Origin of the sequence: Cryobacterium sp. 10I5 (assembly GCF_035019865.1) — a bacterium.
Lineage (GTDB): Bacteria > Actinomycetota > Actinomycetes > Actinomycetales > Microbacteriaceae > Cryobacterium > Cryobacterium breve_A.
The window spans coordinates 41,966-59,969 of sequence record NZ_JASJVI010000012.1 but is presented as its reverse complement, the minus strand read 5'-3'; the positions used below and the strand labels follow the sequence as shown (position 1 = coordinate 59,969).

Annotated in this window: 18 protein-coding genes; 2 read left to right on the top strand and 16 right to left on the bottom strand. The window is 66.9% G+C overall.

The window, feature by feature from the left end; all coding sequences use genetic code 11:
• Positions 1 to 12: 12 nt before the first annotated feature.
• The 14 genes from QN350_RS06095 to prmC form a co-directional block, all read right to left on the bottom strand.
• Positions 13 to 1,008, bottom strand: a complete 996-nt coding sequence (locus QN350_RS06095; protein WP_322139164.1) for a malate dehydrogenase — start codon at positions 1,006 to 1,008, stop codon at positions 13 to 15.
• 32 nt (positions 1,009 to 1,040) lie between these two features.
• The gene (locus QN350_RS06090) at positions 1,041 to 1,811 is read right to left on the bottom strand and encodes a peroxide stress protein YaaA (RefSeq protein WP_322139163.1); all 771 of its coding nucleotides are present in this window, start codon (positions 1,809 to 1,811) and stop codon (positions 1,041 to 1,043) included.
• A 17-nt stretch (positions 1,812 to 1,828) separates the two neighbouring features.
• A complete protein-coding gene (locus QN350_RS06085; RefSeq protein WP_281534207.1) occupies positions 1,829 to 2,095 on the bottom strand; it encodes a F0F1 ATP synthase subunit epsilon in 267 nt (88 codons plus the stop codon).
• 2 nt (positions 2,096 to 2,097) lie between these two features.
• Complete coding sequence (gene atpD / locus QN350_RS06080) at positions 2,098 to 3,561, bottom strand: F0F1 ATP synthase subunit beta (protein WP_322139162.1); 1,464 nt, start codon at positions 3,559 to 3,561, stop codon at positions 2,098 to 2,100.
• A gap of 18 nt (positions 3,562 to 3,579) precedes the next feature.
• On the bottom strand, positions 3,580 to 4,482 hold the full coding sequence (locus QN350_RS06075) for a F0F1 ATP synthase subunit gamma (RefSeq protein ID WP_281534206.1): 903 nt from the start codon (positions 4,480 to 4,482) through the stop codon (positions 3,580 to 3,582).
• Positions 4,483 to 4,533: 51 nt separating this feature from the next.
• Positions 4,534 to 6,171, bottom strand: coding sequence for a F0F1 ATP synthase subunit alpha (gene atpA, locus QN350_RS06070; RefSeq protein WP_281536191.1), 1,638 nt, complete (start codon positions 6,169 to 6,171; stop codon positions 4,534 to 4,536).
• An 87-nt stretch (positions 6,172 to 6,258) separates the two neighbouring features.
• Positions 6,259 to 7,056 (bottom strand): F0F1 ATP synthase subunit delta, encoded by a 798-nt coding sequence (locus QN350_RS06065; RefSeq protein WP_322139161.1) that lies wholly within the window; start codon positions 7,054 to 7,056, stop codon positions 6,259 to 6,261.
• Entirely contained in the window at positions 7,056 to 7,604 is a 549-nt protein-coding gene (locus QN350_RS06060) for a F0F1 ATP synthase subunit B (protein ID WP_322140391.1), read from the bottom strand. The genes QN350_RS06065 and QN350_RS06060 overlap by 1 nt, the downstream gene beginning before the upstream one ends.
• 33 nt (positions 7,605 to 7,637) lie before the next feature.
• Positions 7,638 to 7,874 carry an ATP synthase F0 subunit C gene (gene atpE / locus QN350_RS06055; protein WP_134448159.1) on the bottom strand — a complete coding sequence of 79 codons (237 nt, stop codon included), beginning with the start codon at positions 7,872 to 7,874 and terminating at the stop codon, positions 7,638 to 7,640.
• A gap of 48 nt (positions 7,875 to 7,922) precedes the next feature.
• Positions 7,923 to 8,711, bottom strand: a complete 789-nt coding sequence (gene atpB / locus QN350_RS06050; RefSeq protein ID WP_416347720.1) for a F0F1 ATP synthase subunit A — start codon at positions 8,709 to 8,711, stop codon at positions 7,923 to 7,925.
• A 193-nt stretch (positions 8,712 to 8,904) separates the two neighbouring features.
• Positions 8,905 to 9,363, bottom strand: coding sequence for a hypothetical protein (locus tag QN350_RS06045; protein ID WP_322139159.1), 459 nt, complete (start codon positions 9,361 to 9,363; stop codon positions 8,905 to 8,907).
• Positions 9,360 to 10,583 carry an MraY family glycosyltransferase gene (locus tag QN350_RS06040; RefSeq protein WP_322139158.1) on the bottom strand — a complete coding sequence of 408 codons (1,224 nt, stop codon included), beginning with the start codon at positions 10,581 to 10,583 and terminating at the stop codon, positions 9,360 to 9,362. The genes QN350_RS06045 and QN350_RS06040 overlap by 4 nt, the downstream gene beginning before the upstream one ends.
• Positions 10,584 to 10,585: 2 nt before the next feature.
• On the bottom strand, positions 10,586 to 11,335 hold the full coding sequence (locus tag QN350_RS06035; protein ID WP_281534203.1) for an L-threonylcarbamoyladenylate synthase: 750 nt from the start codon (positions 11,333 to 11,335) through the stop codon (positions 10,586 to 10,588).
• Positions 11,336 to 11,459: 124 nt separating this feature from the next.
• Positions 11,460 to 12,353: a peptide chain release factor N(5)-glutamine methyltransferase gene (gene prmC, locus QN350_RS06030; RefSeq protein ID WP_416173061.1), complete on the bottom strand. Its 894-nt coding sequence runs from the start codon at positions 12,351 to 12,353 to the stop codon at positions 11,460 to 11,462.
• A 205-nt stretch (positions 12,354 to 12,558) separates the two neighbouring features.
• Here prmC and cysK point away from each other — a divergent pair, with 205 nt between their 5' ends.
• Together cysK and epsC are read left to right on the top strand one after the other, a co-directional pair.
• On the top strand, positions 12,559 to 13,497 hold the full coding sequence (cysK, locus tag QN350_RS06025) for a cysteine synthase A (RefSeq protein WP_281534202.1): 939 nt from the start codon (positions 12,559 to 12,561) through the stop codon (positions 13,495 to 13,497).
• 6 nt (positions 13,498 to 13,503) lie between these two features.
• Positions 13,504 to 14,121 (top strand): serine O-acetyltransferase EpsC, encoded by a 618-nt coding sequence (gene epsC, locus QN350_RS06020; RefSeq protein WP_322140389.1) that lies wholly within the window; start codon positions 13,504 to 13,506, stop codon positions 14,119 to 14,121.
• A 127-nt stretch (positions 14,122 to 14,248) separates the two neighbouring features.
• Here epsC and prfA read toward each other — a convergent pair whose 3' ends face one another.
• Together prfA and rho are read right to left on the bottom strand one after the other, a co-directional pair.
• Positions 14,249 to 15,328 (bottom strand): peptide chain release factor 1, encoded by a 1,080-nt coding sequence (gene prfA, locus QN350_RS06015; RefSeq protein ID WP_134535883.1) that lies wholly within the window; start codon positions 15,326 to 15,328, stop codon positions 14,249 to 14,251.
• Positions 15,328 to 18,003 (bottom strand): transcription termination factor Rho, encoded by a 2,676-nt coding sequence (gene rho / locus QN350_RS06010; RefSeq protein ID WP_322139157.1) that lies wholly within the window; start codon positions 18,001 to 18,003, stop codon positions 15,328 to 15,330. The genes prfA and rho overlap by 1 nt, the downstream gene beginning before the upstream one ends.
• Position 18,004: the final 1 nt, after the last annotated feature.

The window sequence follows — 18,004 nt, the reverse complement described above, 5'->3', positions numbered from 1 at the left end:
GGCGGCGTCGGTTCAGCGGGCGGTGGGGAGGAGGCCGAGGGCGCGCACGTGGTCGCGTTCCTCGATGAGTTCGGCCACGGATGCGTCGATGCGGGCGCGGGAGAAGGCGTTCAGTTCGAGGCCCTGCACGACCTGCCACTGGCCCTCGACCGACCGCACCGGGAAGGAGCAGACGAGGCCCTCCGGGACTCCGTATGAGCCGTCTGAGACGATCGCGGCGGAAGTCCACCGCTCTCCGGTGCCGTGCACCCAGTCGTAGACGTGGTCGATCGTCGCCTCGGCCGCCGACCCGGCAGAGGAGGCACCGCGCGCGGTGATGATCTCATAGCCGCGCTTCTCGACCCGCGGGATGAAGGTTCCGGCGAGCCAGTCCTCATCGACGAGTTCGCGAACCGGTCGCCCGGCGGCCGTCGCGTGGAAGACGTCCGGATACTGCGTCGCGGAGTGGTTGCCCCAGATGGCGAGGCCGTCGATCTCGGAGACGTGCACCCCGAGGTGCACGGCGAGCTGGGCGACGCCGCGGTTGTGGTCGAGCCGGGTCAGCGCGGTGAAGCGCTCGGCCGGGATGTCCGGGGCGAACGCGGCGGCGACGAGCGCGTTCGTGTTGGCCGGGTTGCCCACGACGAGCACGCGCACGTCGGATGCCGCGCCGGCGTTGATGGCGGTGCCGTGCGGCCCGAAGATGCGGCCGTTCCCCTCGAGCAGCGCGACGCGTTCCTCGCCGATGCCGCGCGGCCGGGAGCCCACGAGAAGGGCGACGTTCACCCCGTCGAAGGCGCGTGTGGGGTCATCCGTCACCATCACGTCCCGCAACAGCGGGAAGGCGCAGTCCTCGAGTTCGAGGGCTGTTCCTGCCGCGGCGGCGAGCCCGGCCGGGATTTCGAGGAGCCGGAGGTTCACCGGGGTCGTCGGGCCGAACATCTGGCCGGACGCGATGCGGAAGAGCAGCGCGTAGCCGATCTGGCCGCCTGCGCCGGTTACGGTGACATTCATCGTTGGAGTGGACACGCTGCCAGCATACGGCCGGGCGCCGGGGTTCGTCAGGCGAGGGCGCTGACGAGCGGCGCGTCGTCCAGGAGCTCGAGTGCGGCGGGCCCCGCCGCGCGCACGGTGAAGCCGGCGCCGGGAGCCCAGGCCAACAGGTCGTCGACGGTCGCGAGCTCGAGGGCGCTCCGGATCAGGGCGCGGGTGAACCGGCCCTTCGCGGTCTTGTTGAAGTGGTTGAGGGCGCGCACGTGCCCGTCCGGCGTTTCCGTCACGACGCGGAGCACGACGGAACCGGCCCGGACGGGTGCGGCGCCGAGGGACACGTAACCCGCTGACCGGAGGTCGAGCACGAGGCCGGACTCCCGGGCGAGCAGCGCGGCGATTCGCGGTCCCCAGTGCTGTTTCAGCACAAGGCCGGGCAGCCGACTCGTCGTCGACAGTCGGTAGGCCGGAATCGGATCGAGTGCACCGATCGGCCCGAACAGGGCGGAGTGGACGAGCAAGTGCCCTGCGGCCCAGTCGCGCTCGGCGAGGGTCAGTGTCGGGGCGTCGAGGGCGTCGTAGAGTACCCCGGTGTACCGGTCGAGCGCGGCCATCGTCGGCGCGGTCGTGAGCGCCCGGTTGTGGGCGACCTCACCGGTCTGGGTGCGGCCGAGCTTCAGCGCAGCCATCATGGCTTCGGGGTGCCGGGCAAGTGAGCGCAGCTCACGCACGAGTACCCGCCGCTGAGAGTTCAGCGACGGGTACCTGAGGTGGTTCAGATCGAGCGGTTCGCCGGTACCGCCTGTGCGTTTCGTCTCGGAGGGCGGCAGCAGGAGCAGCACGGGCTAGATCGACAAGGCTAGACGAGCCCCGCTTTGCGAGCGACGATCGTGACCTGGTTGTTGGCGACAGACAGGAAGCCGTCCTCGGCCTGGGCGACGATCTTCTCGCCACCGGGCAGGGTCAGGCGCACCTCACCGCTCGCCAGGATGGCGAGCAACGGCTCGTGGCCCGGCAGGATGCCGATCTGTCCTTCGACGGTGCGTGCGACGACCATGGTCGCCTCACCGGCCCAGACTTCCTGGTCCGCCGAGACGACGCTGACGGTGAGCGGAGCCCCTGCCATGGCTAGTCGTTCTCCTTCTGGATTTTCGCCCACTTCTCTTCGACGTCGGAGATGCCGCCGACGTTGAAGAATGCCTGCTCGGCAACGTGGTCGAAGTCACCGTTGGCGATGGCCGTGAAGGATTCGATGGTGTCCTTGAGCGATACCGTCGAGCCCTCGACACCGGTGAACTTCTTCGCCATGTAGGTGTTCTGGGAGAGGAACTGCTGGATGCGACGGGCCCGTGAAACGGTGACCTTGTCTTCCTCGGAGAGTTCGTCAACACCGAGGATCGCGATGATCTCCTGGAGTTCCTTGTTCTTCTGGAGGATCGCCTTGACGCGGACGGCCGTGTTGTAGTGGTCGGCGCCCAGGTAGCGGGGGTCGAGGATACGGCTGGTCGAGGTGAGTGGGTCGACGGCCGGGTAGAGGCCCTTCGACGCGATCTCGCGGGACAGCTCAGTCGTGGCGTCGAGGTGGGCGAAGGTCGTCGCCGGTGCCGGGTCGGTGTAGTCGTCAGCGGGCACGTAGATGGCCTGCAGCGACGTGATCGAGTGGCCACGGGTCGAGGTGATGCGCTCCTGGAGGATGCCCATCTCGTCGGCGAGGGTCGGCTGGTAACCCACGGCGCTCGGCATGCGGCCCAGAAGGGTCGACACCTCGGAACCGGCCTGGGTGAAGCGGAAGATGTTGTCGATGAAGAGCAACACGTCCTGCTTGGCGACGTCGCGGAAGTACTCGGCCATGGTCAGCGCGGAGAGGGCGACGCGAAGACGCGTTCCCGGCGGCTCGTCCATCTGGCCGAACACGAGGGCGGTCTTGTCGAAGACTCCCGCCTCTTCCATTTCCTTGATGAGGTCGTTGCCCTCACGGGTGCGCTCGCCGACTCCGGCGAACACCGACACTCCACCGTGGTCCTGCGCGACGCGCTGGATCATCTCCTGGATCAGGACCGTCTTGCCGACTCCGGCTCCACCGAAGAGACCGATCTTGCCGCCGAGGACGTACGGCGTGAGCAGGTCGATGACCTTGATGCCGGTCTCGAACAGCTGGGTCTTGGCCTCGAGCTGGTCGAAGGGCGGCGGCTTGCGGTGGATGGGCCAGCGCTCCGTGATTTCGATCTTCTCGCCGGGCTCGGCGTTGAGCACCTCACCGATGGCGTTGAAGACGCGGCCCTTGGTGACCTCGCCGACGGGAACCATGATGGGAGCTCCGGTGTCCCGGACCTCCTGGCCGCGGACGAGGCCGTCGGTCGGGTTCAGCGCGATCGCGCGGATCAGGTCGTCCCCGAGGTGCAGTGCGACCTCGAGGGTGATCTCGGTGGAGACGTCACCGATGACGATGGTCGTCTTCAGCGCGTTGTACATGCCCGGGATCGAGTCGTGCGCGAACTCGATGTCGACGACCGGGCCCGTGACGCGGGCGATCCGGCCGACGGCAACGGTCTCGACCGGCGCGTGGACTGGCGCGGTTGCGATGTCAGTCATTGCTCTCTCTTCTCTGGTTTAGTTCTTGGCGGATGAGAGCGCATCGGCCCCACCCACGATCTCGGAAATCTGCGAGGTGATCTCGGTCTGCCTGGCGTTGTTGGACAGCCGGGTGAAGGTCGTGATCAGCTTGTCGGCGTTGTCGGCGGCCGACTGCATCGCCTTCTGGCGTGCGGCGTGCTCTGCGGCGGCCGACTGGAGCATCGCGTTGAACACACGACTCTCGATGTACACCGGCAGCAGGGCGTCGAGAACGGTCTCGACGTCCGGCTCGAACTCGTACAGCGGCAGGACCTGACCGTCGTCGGGCTCTTCCACTCCCTCGACGACCTCGAGCGGGAGCAGTCGAACGACCTGGGGAACCTGGGTGACCATGCTCACGAAGCGGTTGTACACGACGTGGATCTCGTCGACGCCACCGTCTTCGGCGTCGCGCAGGAAGGTCTCCAGCAATGACTCGCTGATGTCCTGGGCGATTTCCAGCTGAGGCTGATCGGTTCCGCCGGTCCAGACCCGCTCGGAGGCGCGCCTGCGGAAGCCAAAGTAGGCCACTGCCTTGCGTCCGACGAGGAAGTAGACGACGTCCTTGCCCTGGCTGCGCAGCAGTTCGCTGAGCGACTCCGCTTCTCTCAGTACCTGAGAGCTGAACGCCCCGGCGAGGCCTCGGTCCGACGTGAAGATGACGACCGCGGCGCGTTCGACCTTCTCCGGTTCGGTCGTCAGGACGTGCGCGACGTTGGAATACGTCGCGACGGCCGAGACCGCCCGGGTGATCGACTGCGAGTACGGAGTCGAGGCCGAAACCCTCGCCCTCGCCTTCTGAATGCGCGAGGCCGAAATCAACTCCATGGCCCGAGTGATCTTCTTCATCGTCTGGGCAGACTTGATCTTCTGCCGGTAGACCCGAAGTTGCGCTCCCATGTGGCTCCTGTGCTTCCTTCTCAGTGAATCGTGGTTGTCGAGGCCCGCTGGTCAGCGGCGGTGCTTGACAATCTTTTCCTGGTTCACGTCGTCGGCGGTGATCGCTTCGAACTGTTCCTTGCCGACGGAGGCAAGCGGCTTGCCCTCACCGGTGTGAAATTCGCGTTTGAAGACGTCGACCTCACGCTCGAGGATTTCGACGGTCTCGTCGCTCAGCACGTTCGTGTCGCGCAGCGTCTTGAGGACCTCGGTGTTGCGGCCGAGGTGATCGAGAAGGCCACGCTCGAAGCGCAGCACGTCCTCGACGGGGACCTCGTCGAACTTGCCGTTGGTGCCGGCCCAGATCGAGACGACCTGGTCCTCGACCGGGTACGGCGAGTACTGCGGCTGCTTGAGCAGCTCGGTCAGGCGGGCGCCTCTGGCGAGCTGGCGACGGCTGGCGGCATCCAGGTCGGAGGCGAACATCGCGAAGGCCTCGAGCGAGCGGTACTGCGCCAGTTCGAGCTTCAGCGTTCCGGAGACCTTCTTGATGGATTTCACCTGGGCGTCACCACCGACACGCGAGACCGAGATTCCCACGTCGACCGCGGGACGCTGGTTGGCGTTGAAGAGGTCGGACTGCAGGAAGATCTGGCCGTCGGTGATCGAGATCACGTTGGTCGGGATGTACGCAGAGACGTCGTTCGCCTTGGTCTCGATGATCGGAAGGCCGGTCATCGATCCCGCGCCGAGGGCGTCGGACAGCTTGGCGCAACGCTCGAGCAGACGGGAGTGCAGGTAGAACACGTCTCCGGGGTACGCTTCGCGTCCCGGCGGGCGACGCAGCAGCAGGGAGACGGCGCGGTAGGCCTCCGCCTGCTTGGACAGGTCGTCGAAGATGATCAGGACGTGCTTGCCCGCGTACATCCAGTGCTGGCCGATGGCCGAACCGGTGTACGGGGCGAGGTACTTGAAGCCGGCCGGGTCGGAGGCCGGGGAGGCGACGATGGTGGTGTACTCCATCACGCCGGCGTCCTCGAGCGCGCCCTTGACGGCGGCGATCGTGGAGCCCTTCTGGCCGATGGCGACGTAGATGCAGCGAACCTGCTTGTTCACGTCTCCGGAGGCCCAGTTGGCCTTCTGGTTGATGATGGTGTCGATCGCGATCGCGGTCTTGCCGGTCTGGCGGTCACCGATGATGAGCTGGCGCTGGCCGCGACCGATCGGGATCATCGCGTCGATGGCCTTGATACCGGTCTGCATGGGCTCGTGCACGGACTTGCGATCCATGACGCCGGGCGCCTGCAGTTCGAGGGCACGACGCCCTTCGCTCTCGATCGGGCCGAGGCCGTCGATCGGGGCGCCGAGCGGGTCGACGACGCGACCCAGGTAGCCGTCGCCGACGGGGACGGAGAGCACCTCTCCGGTGCGGTGCACCTCCATGCCCTCGACGATGCCGGCGAACTCGCCGAGCACGACAACACCGATCTCGTCTTCGTCGAGGTTCTGGGCGAGGCCCAGGGTGCCGTCGGCGAATTTGATGAGCTCGTTGGCCATCACGCTGGGCAGGCCCTCGACGTGTGCGATACCGTCGCCGGCCGTCGTGACGTAGCCCACCTCAGCGGTCGCGGTCTTGCTCGGCTCGTAGGACTTGACGAAGTCCTGGAGAGCATCGCGGATCTCATCGGGGCTGATCGTTAGTTCTGCCATCATCTTCCCTTTCCCGTACGGGTGTACAGGTTCTGTCTCGAACGAAGCGTTGCCGCTCGTGGTTTTTCTGTTCCGGCTGACCTGTGGTCAGCCGGCAAGCTGGAGTCGCAAATCCTTGAGGCGGGTGGCGATGGTGCCGTCGATGACGTCGTCACCGATCTGCACGCGGACACCGCCGACGATCGCGCGGTCCGCGACCTGGTTGATCGTGAGCGTGCGTCCATATCGGGCCGTGAGGCTGGCGCGCAAGCGCTCCAGCTGTGCGGCACTCAGCAACTCGGCCGTCGAGACGGTCGCAATCGCCGTGCCGGCCTCGTCTGCGACGATTGTCGCAGCGAAACGGAGGAGCGCACCGATGCGACGGCCGCGGGGCTGCTGCACGAGGTGACGCACGATCACGAGGGTCTGTTCCGAGACCTTGCCGGTGAGCAGCGAATCGACCAGCCCGACCTTGGCGCTGAGCGCGCCGAGCTTCGAGGCCAGTGCCAGTTCGAGTTCACCGTTGGATGCGACGGCCGTTCCGAATTCGAACAGTTCCGCTTCCACTGCACCCGCTACCGGGGCAGAGGCCGCAACGGCCCGCAGCCCCAGTTCTTCGATGCCGGCGAGCAGGTCGGAATGACTCGACCAGCGCGCGGCCGCGACCGACTGGAGCAGGTCCAGTGCCGTGGGGGTCAGTTTCGCCGAGAAGATCGCGGCGACCAGTGCCGCCTTCGCCGCGGCATCCGCTGCGGGGTCGACCAGGGCAGACAGGAGCTGCGCCGAATCACCGATGACACGGCCGGAGTCGAGCAGGCCATCGCCCGTTGCGAGATCGGTCGTGCGGCCGTGGGCGGCAAGTACCGCCCTCGATGAGGCCAAAGCTTCCCTGGTGGCGCTTCCCATTACTTAGCTGCTTTCTCCGAGGCCTCAAGGTCGGCCAGGAACCGGTCGACGATGGCACTCGCCTTCGCGTCGTCCGTCAGGCTTTCGCCGATGACTCCGGACGCGAGGTCGATGGCGAGGGTGCCGACTTCGGCGCGAAGCGACAGGACTGCCGCCTGGCGTTCCGCTTCGATCTGGGCCTTGGCGCTCGCGGTGATGCGGGCCGCCTCAGCGCCGGCCTGCTCCTTGAGCTCCGCGATGATCTTCTGGCCGTCCGCGCGGGCGACCTCGCGGATCTTGCCGGCTTCCGCACGGGCGTCGGCGAGCTGGGCCGTGTACTGCTCGAGTGCGGCTTCCGCCTTGCGCTGGGCGTCGTCCGCCTTGGCGATGTTGCCCTCGATAGCCTCAGCACGGTCGTCGAGCATCTTCTGCATCCTCGGAAGGATGAGCTTCCAGAAGAAGAACAGAATCACGACAAAGCACACCGCGGACCAAATGATGTCCGGCCATGCGGGAAGGAGCGGGTTGTGCGCCTGTTCCGCGGCGGCTGCAATTACTGCGTGAAGCATCATGCCTCCATATCTAGGTGAAAAAGAGGACGATTAGGACGTGAAGATGAAGTACGTTGCGATACCGATGAAGGCGAGCGCCTCGGTGAAGGCGATGCCGATGTACATCAGGACCTGGAGCTGGCCGGCCAGTTCGGGCTGACGAGCAACACCCTCGATGGTCTTGCCGACGACGATACCCACGCCGATTGCCGGGCCGATTGCGGCGAGGCCGTAACCGACAGTGGCGATGTTTCCTGAGATTGCCGCGAGAACGGTAGTTGCGTCCACGTTTGTTTCCTTCCGTTGTGACGAATACGGCGAGTGCCGGGTTCGAGGTTAGTGTTCTTCAGCCACCGCGAGCTGGATGTAAACAGCGGTGAGCAGGGCGAAAATGTAGGCCTGGAGCACGGCGATCAACACCTCGAAGAGGGTGAACGCGAGTCCGAAGACCAGGGTGCCTGCACCGAAGAGCTTGAAGGCTCCGTCGGCCGTGAAGAAGAAGAACTGGGTCGCCGTGAAGAACAGCACCAGCAGCAGGTGGCCGACGATCATGTTCATCAGCAGTCGCAGGGTCAATGTGACCGGGCGGACGAGGAAGGTCGAGATGAACTCGATCGGCGTCACGATGATGTAGAGCGCCTTCGGCACGCCGGGCGGGAAGAGGGAGTTGCGGACGAAGTTGCCCGGGTTCTTCTTGAGGCCGGCGTAGATGAAGGTGCAGTAGGAGATGACCGCGAGGAGCAGCGGCACGCCGATCACCGAGGTGCCCGCGATGTTGAGGAACGGGATCGGTCCGGTGAGGTTCATGAAAAGCACGAGGAAGAAGATCGTCGTGAGGAGGGGCAGGAAACGCTTGCCCTCCTTCTTGCCGAGGATGCTTTCCGCGATGTTGACCCTGGCGAAGTCGAGGCCCATCTCCACGAGGCTCTGCAGCCGGGTCGGTACGACCTTCATGCGGCGCGTTCCGATCCAGAAGAGCAGGATCAGGGCGGCCATCGCAATGAAGCGGATGAGCATGATCCGGTTGATCTCGAACGGCGTCCCTACGAAGAAGACGGCCTCGGGGAAGAACTCATTGATGGATGGACCTTGGAAGGTACCGTCGCCGGTAGCCATCGGGAGCATCAGGTTTACGGCGGTTTCTAGCAGCGCTTTCTCCTGGTTCGGGGCGGGGAGCTCTGCTCTCGCGAAGACGAAAAGTGGGTCGGAACGTCGAGCACGACAAAAGCAGCGCTGCGGGGCGAACCGGTCATTACCTTACCAAGAAACCCACCTCGGGCCGAATCCTGCGGGTGAATATTCATCGCTTTTCCGGGTCTCAGGAGCGGGGCAGATCGCTCACATACGGAACACGGCTCTTGCGGATGACCACAACGTCGACGATCAGGGAGCCGATCACGCCGGCGATGATGCTCAGGAACAGCACGACCGGCTGCACCCAGGGCTGCCCCTTGAGCAGCACGACGAGCACGAGGAACACCACGAACTTCAGCAGCCAGCCGCCCAGCACGATCCCGAAGAAGGCGCCGACGGCCGCGGCCGTTCCGGCGAAGCGGTTGGCGATCAGGATGCTGCCTGCCGTGATCCCCATGAACACGAGCGCCATCCCGGTGCCGATCAGGGCGCTCAGCACCCCGATGCCGCCCGCTGTGAGCCCGCCGGCGATCATCCCGACCACGGCGATGCCCCCGGCGAGATAGCCGCCGTAGACGAGGATGCTGCGGAACACCCGGTTCGACGTCGGCTGCAGTGATCCGGCTGGCTGGGTGGCGCTCATACGTGCTCCTCGGCTTGCGTCGATGCCTCGTCGAGGCGATCGAGCTTCACGATGTCGTGGGGAAGGGTGGCTGGTTGGGCGAGCTGGGTGGCCGCTTCGGCCCTCTTGGAGCGGCTCAGCGGTGCGAGGGTCACGATCGTGCAGACGAGCAGGGCGAAGACCAGGAAGAGCGTCGCCCACCAGGTCTGCACGCCGAAGTAGACGGGCAACACGAAGTAGAGCAGGCAGCCGATGGCCACGGCAGCCGTCCACCCGTAGAAGATCAGCACGGCGTGGAGGTGCGAGTGTCCCATGTCGAGCAGCCGGTGGTGCAGGTGCTTCCGGTCGGCGCTGAACGGGGACTTGCCGGCCCGCACCCGCCGGAACACGGCGAGTGCGAAGTCGAGCAGCGGGATGATCAGGATCGCGAAGGGCAGCAGGATCGGGATGAAGGCGGGAAAGAGCTGGGACCGGTTCACCGCGGTCGGGTCGACCTGGCCGGTGATCGCGATCGCCGAGGTCGCCATCAGGAGGCCGACGAGCATGGAGCCGGAGTCGCCCATGAAGATCTTGGCGGGGCGCCAGTTGAGCGGCAGGAACCCGATGCAGGCCCCCACGAGGATCGCGGCGATCACCGAGGCGAGGTTGAAGTAGTTGCTCGGGGAGGTGTCCCGCACAAGCAGGTAGCTGTAGATGAAGAAGACGCCGTTGGCGATGAGGGCGACCCCGGCGACCAGGCCGTCGAGGCCGTCGATGAAGTTGATCATGTTCATCACGAGCACGATCACGAAGACGGTGATCAGGATCGACATCCACGAGGATCCGACGGTGAGTCCGCCGATCGGGAGCGAGAGCACCTGGACGCCCTGCCAGGCGACGAGGCCGGCGGCGATGAACTGGCCGGCGAGCTTGGTCATCCAGTCGAGGTCCCAGAGGTCGTCTGCGACGCCGAGGAGCACGATCATCAGGGCGGCACCGAGGATGGCGAGGATCTGCTCCGGGTCGGAGAAGACCAGCCGGAGCGGCGCGAACTGGGCCGAGATGAGGTACGCGACCCCGAAGGCGGCGATCACGCCGAAGAAGATGGCGACCCCGCCGAGGCGGGGGGTGGGTCGGGTGTGCACGTCCCGCAGGCGGATCTTCGGATAGATCTTGTAGCGGTGGCTGACCTTGAGCACGACCCAGGAGAGGATCGCCGTGACAACGGCCGAGACGATGGCCAGCAGGATGAATACGGTCATGTCTAGCCCGCGACATCCGCTTCGGGAGTCGCGGCGACCGGGGCGACGGGGGCGACGAAGCCCTCCGGCGCGAGTGCGTCGCCGATGACGGCCGCGAGGGCCTCTCGGGATATCACGCCGTTGCGCACGATCACGAGCTTGCCGCCGTTGCTGTCGAAGCCGGTCGCGTCGATGATCGTCGAGGAGGTGTCGCCCGCCCGGTCGCCGATCGGTTCGTAGCCGGTGCCGGCAGCTCCCCCGTCGAGGTAGACCTCGACGCTCTCGCCGAGCATCTCTTCTGCGGTCGCCGCGTCGACCGCTGACGGCAGGCCGCTCGTGTTCGCGCTCGAGACGGCGAGGGGGCCGGTGTCGGCGAGCAGGTCGAGGGCGATCGGGTTGCTCGGCATCCGCAGGGCGACGGTGCCGCGGGTGTCGCCGAGGTCCCAGACCAGGGAGGGCTGGGCGTTGAGCACAACGGTGAGCCCGCCTGGCCAGAACTCCGCGACGAGCGCGCGCACGGGCTCTGGGATATCGACCGCGAGCGCGTCGAGGGTGCCGATGCCTGGGATGAGCACGGGAGGCGGGGACTGCCGGCCGCGGCCCTTCGCGTCGAGCAGGCGTTGGACCGCCTCCGGGCTGAACGCGTCGGCGGCGAGGCCGTAGACGGTGTCGGTGGGGATGACGACGAGCGCGCCGCGAGCGATCGCCGAGCGTGCCAGTCTCATGCCGGTTGCGTAGTCCGAGACAACCGTGCAGTCGTAGATGCGTGTCATTGCGCCCAATTCTAGTGCAGGGGTGTTTCCCGAGGCTGGGAGCGAGTCCCGCCCTGGCTGAGGTGTCGCAGATCGAGGTTCGCACGGCGCGGGAACCTCGATATGCGACCCCTCAGCGCAGGGGTCAGGGGGTGGGGCGGATGGCTGTGGTCGCCCGGTCGCGGGTGGTGTAGTCGCGGTGGGTCGCTGTCGCGCGCCAGCCGTCGCCGTCGAGCAGGGCACGGATGTCTCCGCCCTGCAGTTCGCCGTGCTCGATCACGAGCACTCCGCCCGGACGCAGTAGGCGCAGGGCCGTCTGCGAGACGTGCCGGACGACGTCGAGGCCGTCGACCCCGCCGAAGAGGGCGTGTGCCGGATCGAAGAGACGGACCTCGGGGTCGCGCGGCACGGCATCCATTGGTATATAGGGAGGGTTCGAGATCAGGACGGCGACCGTGCCGTCGAGTTCGGCGAGGATGCCGCTCTCCGCGAGGTCGCCGAAGACGAGCGTCGCGTTGGCTGCGTTGACCGCTTCGAAGTTGCGGGTCGTCCAGGCGAAGGCCTCCGGCGAGTTCTCGACGGCCCAGATCCGCGCGTTCGGCACCTCGACGGCGAGGGAGAGCGCGATCGCGCCGCTGCCGGTGCCGAGGTCGACGCCGATCGGCTCCGGGTCCGGCATGGAACGGAGGGCGTCGATCGCGAACTGGGCGACCTGCTCGGTCTCGGGGCGGGGCACGAAAACGCCGGGGCCGACGAGGAGTTCGATCGACCGGAACGGCGCGTGCCCGGTGATGTGCTGCAGGGGTTCGCGCAGTGCCCGGCGGGAGACGAGGACGTCGATCGCGGCGGCATCCGCATCCGTGACGACGGTGCGGAGGATCGCCGCCGCCTGGACCTCGCCGCGGCTCCGGCCGAGCACGTGCCCGATCAGGAGGTCGGCGTCGACGGCGGAGTCCTGGATGCCGGCTGCAGCGAGGATATCGATCGCGCGGGCACGGATGCTGTCGACGGTGCCGGCGAGGGTGCCTCCGGGGACCACAGGGCCGGGGACGGGGGCGCCGGGAACGGAACCCGGAAAAGTGCCGGGAATGGAATGGTCGTCGTCTTCAGTTGTCACACTTTGGAATGTAACGCAATGAAAGGCTCACGCCCAATGCCGGAGTCGTATGCTGGGCGAGGTTCCTGATCCCAATACACGGGGTGCCGGCCCGAATGACCCGATGACCCGACCGAAAGGCACTGCGATGACCGCACGCATCTACTCCGACATCACCAAGGCAGTTGGAGGGACGCCGCTGGTCAAGCTCAACCGCCTGACGGCCGGCCTCGACGCGACCGTTCTCGTCAAGCTCGAGTTCTATAACCCGTCCGCGAGCGTCAAGGACCGCATCGGCATCGCGATCGTCGACGCCGCCGAGGCGTCCGGTGAACTCCTGCCCGGCGGCACCATCGTCGAGGGCACGAGCGGCAACACCGGAATTGCGCTCGCGCTCGTCGGAGCCGCCCGCGGTTACAAGGTCATCCTGGCGATGCCGGAGACCATGAGCAAGGAACGCCGCGTCCTCCTTCGTGCATACGGTGCCGAGATTGTGCTGACCCCGGGGGCCGCCGGCATGCGCGGCGCCGTCGAGACGGCCGAAGAGATCGTCGCGAAGACCCCCGGTGCGATTCTCGCCCGCCAGTTCGACAACCCTGCCAACCCGGCGATCCACTTCGCCACGACCGGCGTCGAGATCTGGGACGACACCGAAGGCGCCGTCGACATCTTCGTCGCGGGCATCGGCACCGGTGGCACCATCACGGGCGCGGGCAAGCTGCTCAAGGAGCGCAAGCCCTCCGTGCACATCGTCGGCGTCGAGCCGATCGACTCCCCGATCCTCACCGGCGGCAAGCCGGGTCCGCACAAGATCCAGGGCATCGGCGCGAACTTCATCCCGTCCGTTCTCGACACCGACCTCTACGATGAGGTGACCGATGTCACCCTCGCCGATTCCCTCACCACCGCTCGCGCACTTGCGACCGACGAGGGAATCCTGTCCGGCATCTCGGGCGGCTCCGCCGTCTGGGCGGCCATCGAACAGGCGAAGAAGCCGGAGAACGCCGGCAAGACCATCGTCGCCATCCTCCCGAGCTTCGGAGAGCGTTACATCTCCACCGTGCTGTACGAGGACCTGCTCGACTAAGACCTGCTGCATCAACGAGAACGGGAACAACTGAAAACCGACATGGGAGTCATTTCACGCATCCGTGAGGACATGGCGATGGCGCGCGCCCACGACCCCGCAGCCCGCAGCAACGTCGAGGTCTTCCTCGCGTACAGCGGGTTGCACGCCGTGTGGTCGTACCGCATCGCCCACCGGATGTGGGTGGCCGGGTTGTACCTGCCCGCCCGGCTGGTCTCCCAGTTCACCCGGTTCCTCACCGGGATCGAGATCCACCCCGGCGCCCGGATCGGGCGCCGGTTGTTCATCGACCACGGCATGGGCGTCGTGATCGGGGAGACCGCCGATGTGGGCGACGATGTGATGCTGTATCACGGCGTCACCCTCGGCGGGAAGACCCGGCACGGCGTCGTCCGCGGTGAGAAGCGGCATCCCACCCTCGGCGACGGCGTCACGATCGGCGCGGGCGCGAAGGTGCTCGGCCCGATCACGATCGGCGCCTGGAGCACGATCGGCGCGAACGCCGTCGTCACGAGGGACGCCCCGCCGAAGTCGCTGCTGCTCGGCATCCCGGCGACGATCCAGCCGGTGCGCGCGCAGACCATCGAGGGCGCGCGCGGCCTGCCGGTCTCGGACGAGGACTAGCCGGCCCGCGGCATGCGCTGCCGCAGCCGCAGCCGCAGCCGCAGCCCAGAGTCACCAAAAAATGCCCAGAATCGCCGTTCGACCGGCGGTTCTGGGCATTCTTTGCGATGCTCGGGCGTGAAACGCGTTAGTCGTGGTCTCCGATTTCGGCGAGGCGGGTGGCCTCGTCGGCGAGGATGCACGACTCGATGACGGCGTCGAGCGCTCCGTTCATCACGCTGTCGAGGTTGTACGCCTTGTAGCCGGTGCGGTGGTCGGCGATGCGGTTCTCCGGGAAGTTGTACGTGCGGATGCGCTCCGACCGGTCCATCGTGCGGATCTGGCCCTTGCGGACCAGGGACGCGGCCGCGTCGATCTCTTCCTGCTGCCGGGCGAGGACGCGGGCGCGCAACACGCGCATTCCCGCTTCCTTGTTCTGCAGCTGGCTCTTCTCGTTCTGCATCGCGACCACGATTCCGGTCGGAAGGTGGGTGATGCGCACCGCGGAGTCGGTCGTGTTGACGGACTGGCCGCCGGGGCCGCTCGAGCGGTAGACGTCGATCTTGAGGTCGTTGTGGTTGATCTCGACCTCTTCCGGCTCATCGACCTCGGGGAAGACGAGCACGCCCGCCGCTGAGGTGTGGATGCGTCCCTGCGACTCGGTCGCGGGCACGCGCTGGACGCGGTGCACGCCGCCCTCGTACTTGAGGTGCGCCCAGACGCCCTCGGCGGGGTCGTTCGTGTTGCTCTTGATCGCGAGCTGGATGTCCTTGATGCCGCCGAGGTCGCTTGTGGTCTGCTCGATGATCTCGGTTTTCCACTTTTTCGACTCGGCGTAGTGCAGGTACATCCGGAGCAGGTCGGCGGCGAACAGTGCGGATTCCGCACCGCCCTCCCCCATCTTGATCTCCATGATCACGTCGCGCGCGTCGAGCTCATCGCGTGGGATGAGCAAGCGGCGCAGCTTCGCGGAGGTGTCCTCGAGCTGAACCTCGAGCCCGGGGATCTCCTCGGCGAAGGATGAGTCCTCCTCCGCGAGCTCCCGGGCGGCGTCGAGGTTCTCGCCGATCTCTTTCCACTCGTTCCAGGCCGCGATGATGCGACTCAGCTCGGCGTAGCGCCGGTTGACCTTCTTCGAACGGGCCGGGTTGGAGTGCAGCTCCGGGTCGGCCAGTTCAGACTGCAGCTCGTCGAATTCGGCTTGCAGAGTCAGAACAGACTCGAACATTACTTGTCCTTGTCTGACCCGTTCAGGGACGGCATCGACTTCTGAACCTGCATGAGGAACTCCACGTTGGAGGACGTCTCCTTGAGACGGCCGAGGACGACCTCGAGTGCCTGCTGCTGGTCGAGTCCGGCAAGAGCACGACGCAGCTTCCAGGTGACCTTGACCTCGTCCGAGCTCATCAGCATTTCTTCGCGACGGGTGCCCGATGCGTTGACATCGACCGCGGGGAAGATCCGCTTGTCGGCGAGCTGGCGCGAGAGGCGCAGTTCCATGTTGCCGGTGCCCTTGAACTCCTCGAAGATGACCTCGTCCATCTTGGAGCCGGTCTCGACGAGCGCGGACGCGAGGATAGTGAGCGAGCCACCGTTCTCGATGTTGCGCGCGGCGCCGAAGAAGCGCTTGGGCGGGTACAGGGCGGATGCGTCGACTCCGCCGGAGAGGATCCGGCCGGACGGCGGCGCGGTCAGGTTGTACGCCCGGCCGAGTCGCGTGATGGAGTCGAGGAGCACGACGACGTCGTGTCCGAGTTCCACGAGACGCTTGGCGCGCTCGATGGCGAGCTCGGCGACCGTGGTGTGGTCCTCTGCGGGGCGGTCGAAGGTGGAGGCGATGACCTCACCCTTGACCGTGCGCTGCATGTCGGTGACCTCTTCCGGCCGCTCGTCGACCAGCACGACCATGAGGTGGACCTCGGGGTTGTTGGTGGCGATGGCGTTCGCGATCTGCTGCATGACGATGGTCTTGCCGGCCTTGGGGGGCGCGACGATGAGGCCGCGCTGGCCCTTCCCGATCGGGGCGACGAGGTCGATGATGCGCTGGGTGAGCTTGCCTGGCTCGGTCTCGAGGCGGAGGCGCTCCTGCGGGTAGAGCGGCGTGAGCTTCTGGAACTCGACGCGGTTGGCGGCTTCTTCGACGGACAGGCCGTTGATCGAGTCGACCTTGACGATCGCGTTGTACTTCTGGCGGCCGTTCTGGTCGCCCTCGTGCGGCTGGCGGATGGAGCCGACGACGGCGTCACCCTTTCGCAGGTTGTACTTCTTGACCTGGCCGAGGGAGACGTACACGTCGCTCGCACCGGGCAGGTAGCCGGAGGTGCGTACGAACGCGTAGTTGTCGAGGACGTCGAGGATGCCGGCGACGGGGATCAGCACATCGTCGTCGTTCAGTTCCGGCTCGAAGTCGTCGCCGGCGGTGACGCCGCGACGCTTGCGGTCACGGAACCGGTTGCGGTTGCTGCGGCTGTTCAGGTCGTCGTCCTGGCCACGGTCCTGCTGGTTGCGGTCCTGCTGGCCGCGCTCCTGCTGCTGGGCCTGACGGTCCTGGTTGCGCTCCTGGTTGCGTTCCTGCTGGGACTGTCGGTCCTGCTGGTTGCGGTCCTGCTGGGACTGTCGGTCCTGCTGGTTGCGGTCCTGCTGGGACTGGTTGTTCCGGTCCTGCTGGTTCCGGTCCTGCTGGTTCCGGTCCTGCTGTGCCTGACGGTCCTGGTTGTCCTGGCCGCGCTCGGCGTTCTGGTTCTGCTGGTTCTGGTTCTGCTGGTTCTGGTTGCGGTTCGACTGGCGGCCGTTCTGCTGGCGAGAGTTGTCGTCCTGCTCGCCGCTCGTCTGGTTCTGGTTGCCGCCCCGGTTACGGTTGCGGTTGCGGCCCTGGCGCGGCTGTTCGGCCTGTTCGGTCGAGTCGTCGGAGTCCGTGTCGGCGTCCGTGTCCGAGTCCGAGTCGGCGGCGACCGTCGCCGCCGTGCGGTTGCCCGCGAAGTGGTCGACGGGCGCTTCGTCGGTCGCGACGTCTTCGTCGGTCGCGACGGGGATGCCCGCCGTGCCCTGTGCGAGTTCGTCGTTCAAGGCGTCGATGCGGCTTCGCGCGTCGATGCTGTTGCGTGCCGAACCGTTGCGTCCGTTGCCGCGGGCGCTGCTGCGGCGCGAGCGGCCGGTAGTGACGGGGGCCTCGGCGACCTCGGCGGTCTCCGTGGCGGTCTCGGTGCCGGTTGCCGCGGCATCCGTCGTGGTGTCGGCGACGGGCGCCTCGACGACGGGAACCTCGACGACGGGAACCTCGACGGGAGTCTCAACGGGAGTCTCAACGACAGCAGCGTCGGCCGTGGGGGCCTCGGTCGCTGCGGCTTCCGCGGCGGCCTTGACCGACACGGAGGTTGCGCGCTTGCGGGCCTGACGGACCGGCTTCTCGGCGGCCACGGGGGCCTCCGTGGTTCCGGTGCCTCCGGCGTAGGTGGTGGGGGCCGTGGTGCGACGCGTCGTCGCGGCGGCGTCCGGGAGGATGAGGCCGATGCCGAGGTCGCCGTCAGCGTTGACGTGCGCGGCGGCGGGGGCCGCGGTCGCGGTGGTGGCGCGGCGCGGCGCGCGCTTGCGCGGCGGGGCTTCGACGAGGGTCGCGGTCACGGCCGCTGCTGCGGCAGGGGCGGCGTCGATTGCGACGGGCTCGGAAACGACGGGCTCGGAGACGACCGGCTCGGTCGCGGCGAACGCGGGGATTTCGAGCTCGGGGCTCACGGTGTCGCCACCGGCCTGGACGGCGGTGATGGCGGCGACGAGTTCGCCCTTGCGGAGCTTGGAGGAGCCGGGGATGCCCAGTTCGAGCGCGAGAGCCTGGAGCTCGGCGACACGGAGGGTTCCAAGGCGGGATGAATCCGCAGCATTTGTGCGGAGGTTGACGTCAGTCACG

Bases quoted from the DNA above. Each gene is read 5' to 3' on its own strand.
- QN350_RS06085 (WP_281534207.1), bottom strand. From the start codon at position 2,095: ATGGCAGGGGCTCCGCTCACCGTCAGCGTCGTCTCGGCGGACCAGGAA.
- atpD (WP_322139162.1), bottom strand. From the start codon at position 3,561: ATGACTGACATCGCAACCGCGCCAGTCCACGCGCCGGTCGAGACCGTT.
- QN350_RS06075 (WP_281534206.1), bottom strand. From the start codon at position 4,482: ATGGGAGCGCAACTTCGGGTCTACCGGCAGAAGATCAAGTCTGCCCAG.
- atpA (WP_281536191.1), bottom strand. From the start codon at position 6,171: ATGGCAGAACTAACGATCAGCCCCGATGAGATCCGCGATGCTCTCCAG.
- QN350_RS06065 (WP_322139161.1), bottom strand. From the start codon at position 7,056: ATGGGAAGCGCCACCAGGGAAGCTTTGGCCTCATCGAGGGCGGTACTT.
- QN350_RS06060 (WP_322140391.1), bottom strand. From the start codon at position 7,604: ATGCTTCACGCAGTAATTGCAGCCGCCGCGGAACAGGCGCACAACCCG.
- atpB (WP_416347720.1), bottom strand. From the start codon at position 8,711: ATGCTCCCGATGGCTACCGGCGACGGTACCTTCCAAGGTCCATCCATC.
- QN350_RS06045 (WP_322139159.1), bottom strand. From the start codon at position 9,363: ATGAGCGCCACCCAGCCAGCCGGATCACTGCAGCCGACGTCGAACCGG.
- QN350_RS06040 (WP_322139158.1), bottom strand. From the start codon at position 10,583: ATGACCGTATTCATCCTGCTGGCCATCGTCTCGGCCGTTGTCACGGCG.
- QN350_RS06035 (WP_281534203.1), bottom strand. From the start codon at position 11,335: ATGACACGCATCTACGACTGCACGGTTGTCTCGGACTACGCAACCGGC.
- cysK (WP_281534202.1), top strand. From the start codon at position 12,559: ATGACCGCACGCATCTACTCCGACATCACCAAGGCAGTTGGAGGGACG.
- prfA (WP_134535883.1), bottom strand. From the start codon at position 15,328: ATGTTCGAGTCTGTTCTGACTCTGCAAGCCGAATTCGACGAGCTGCAG.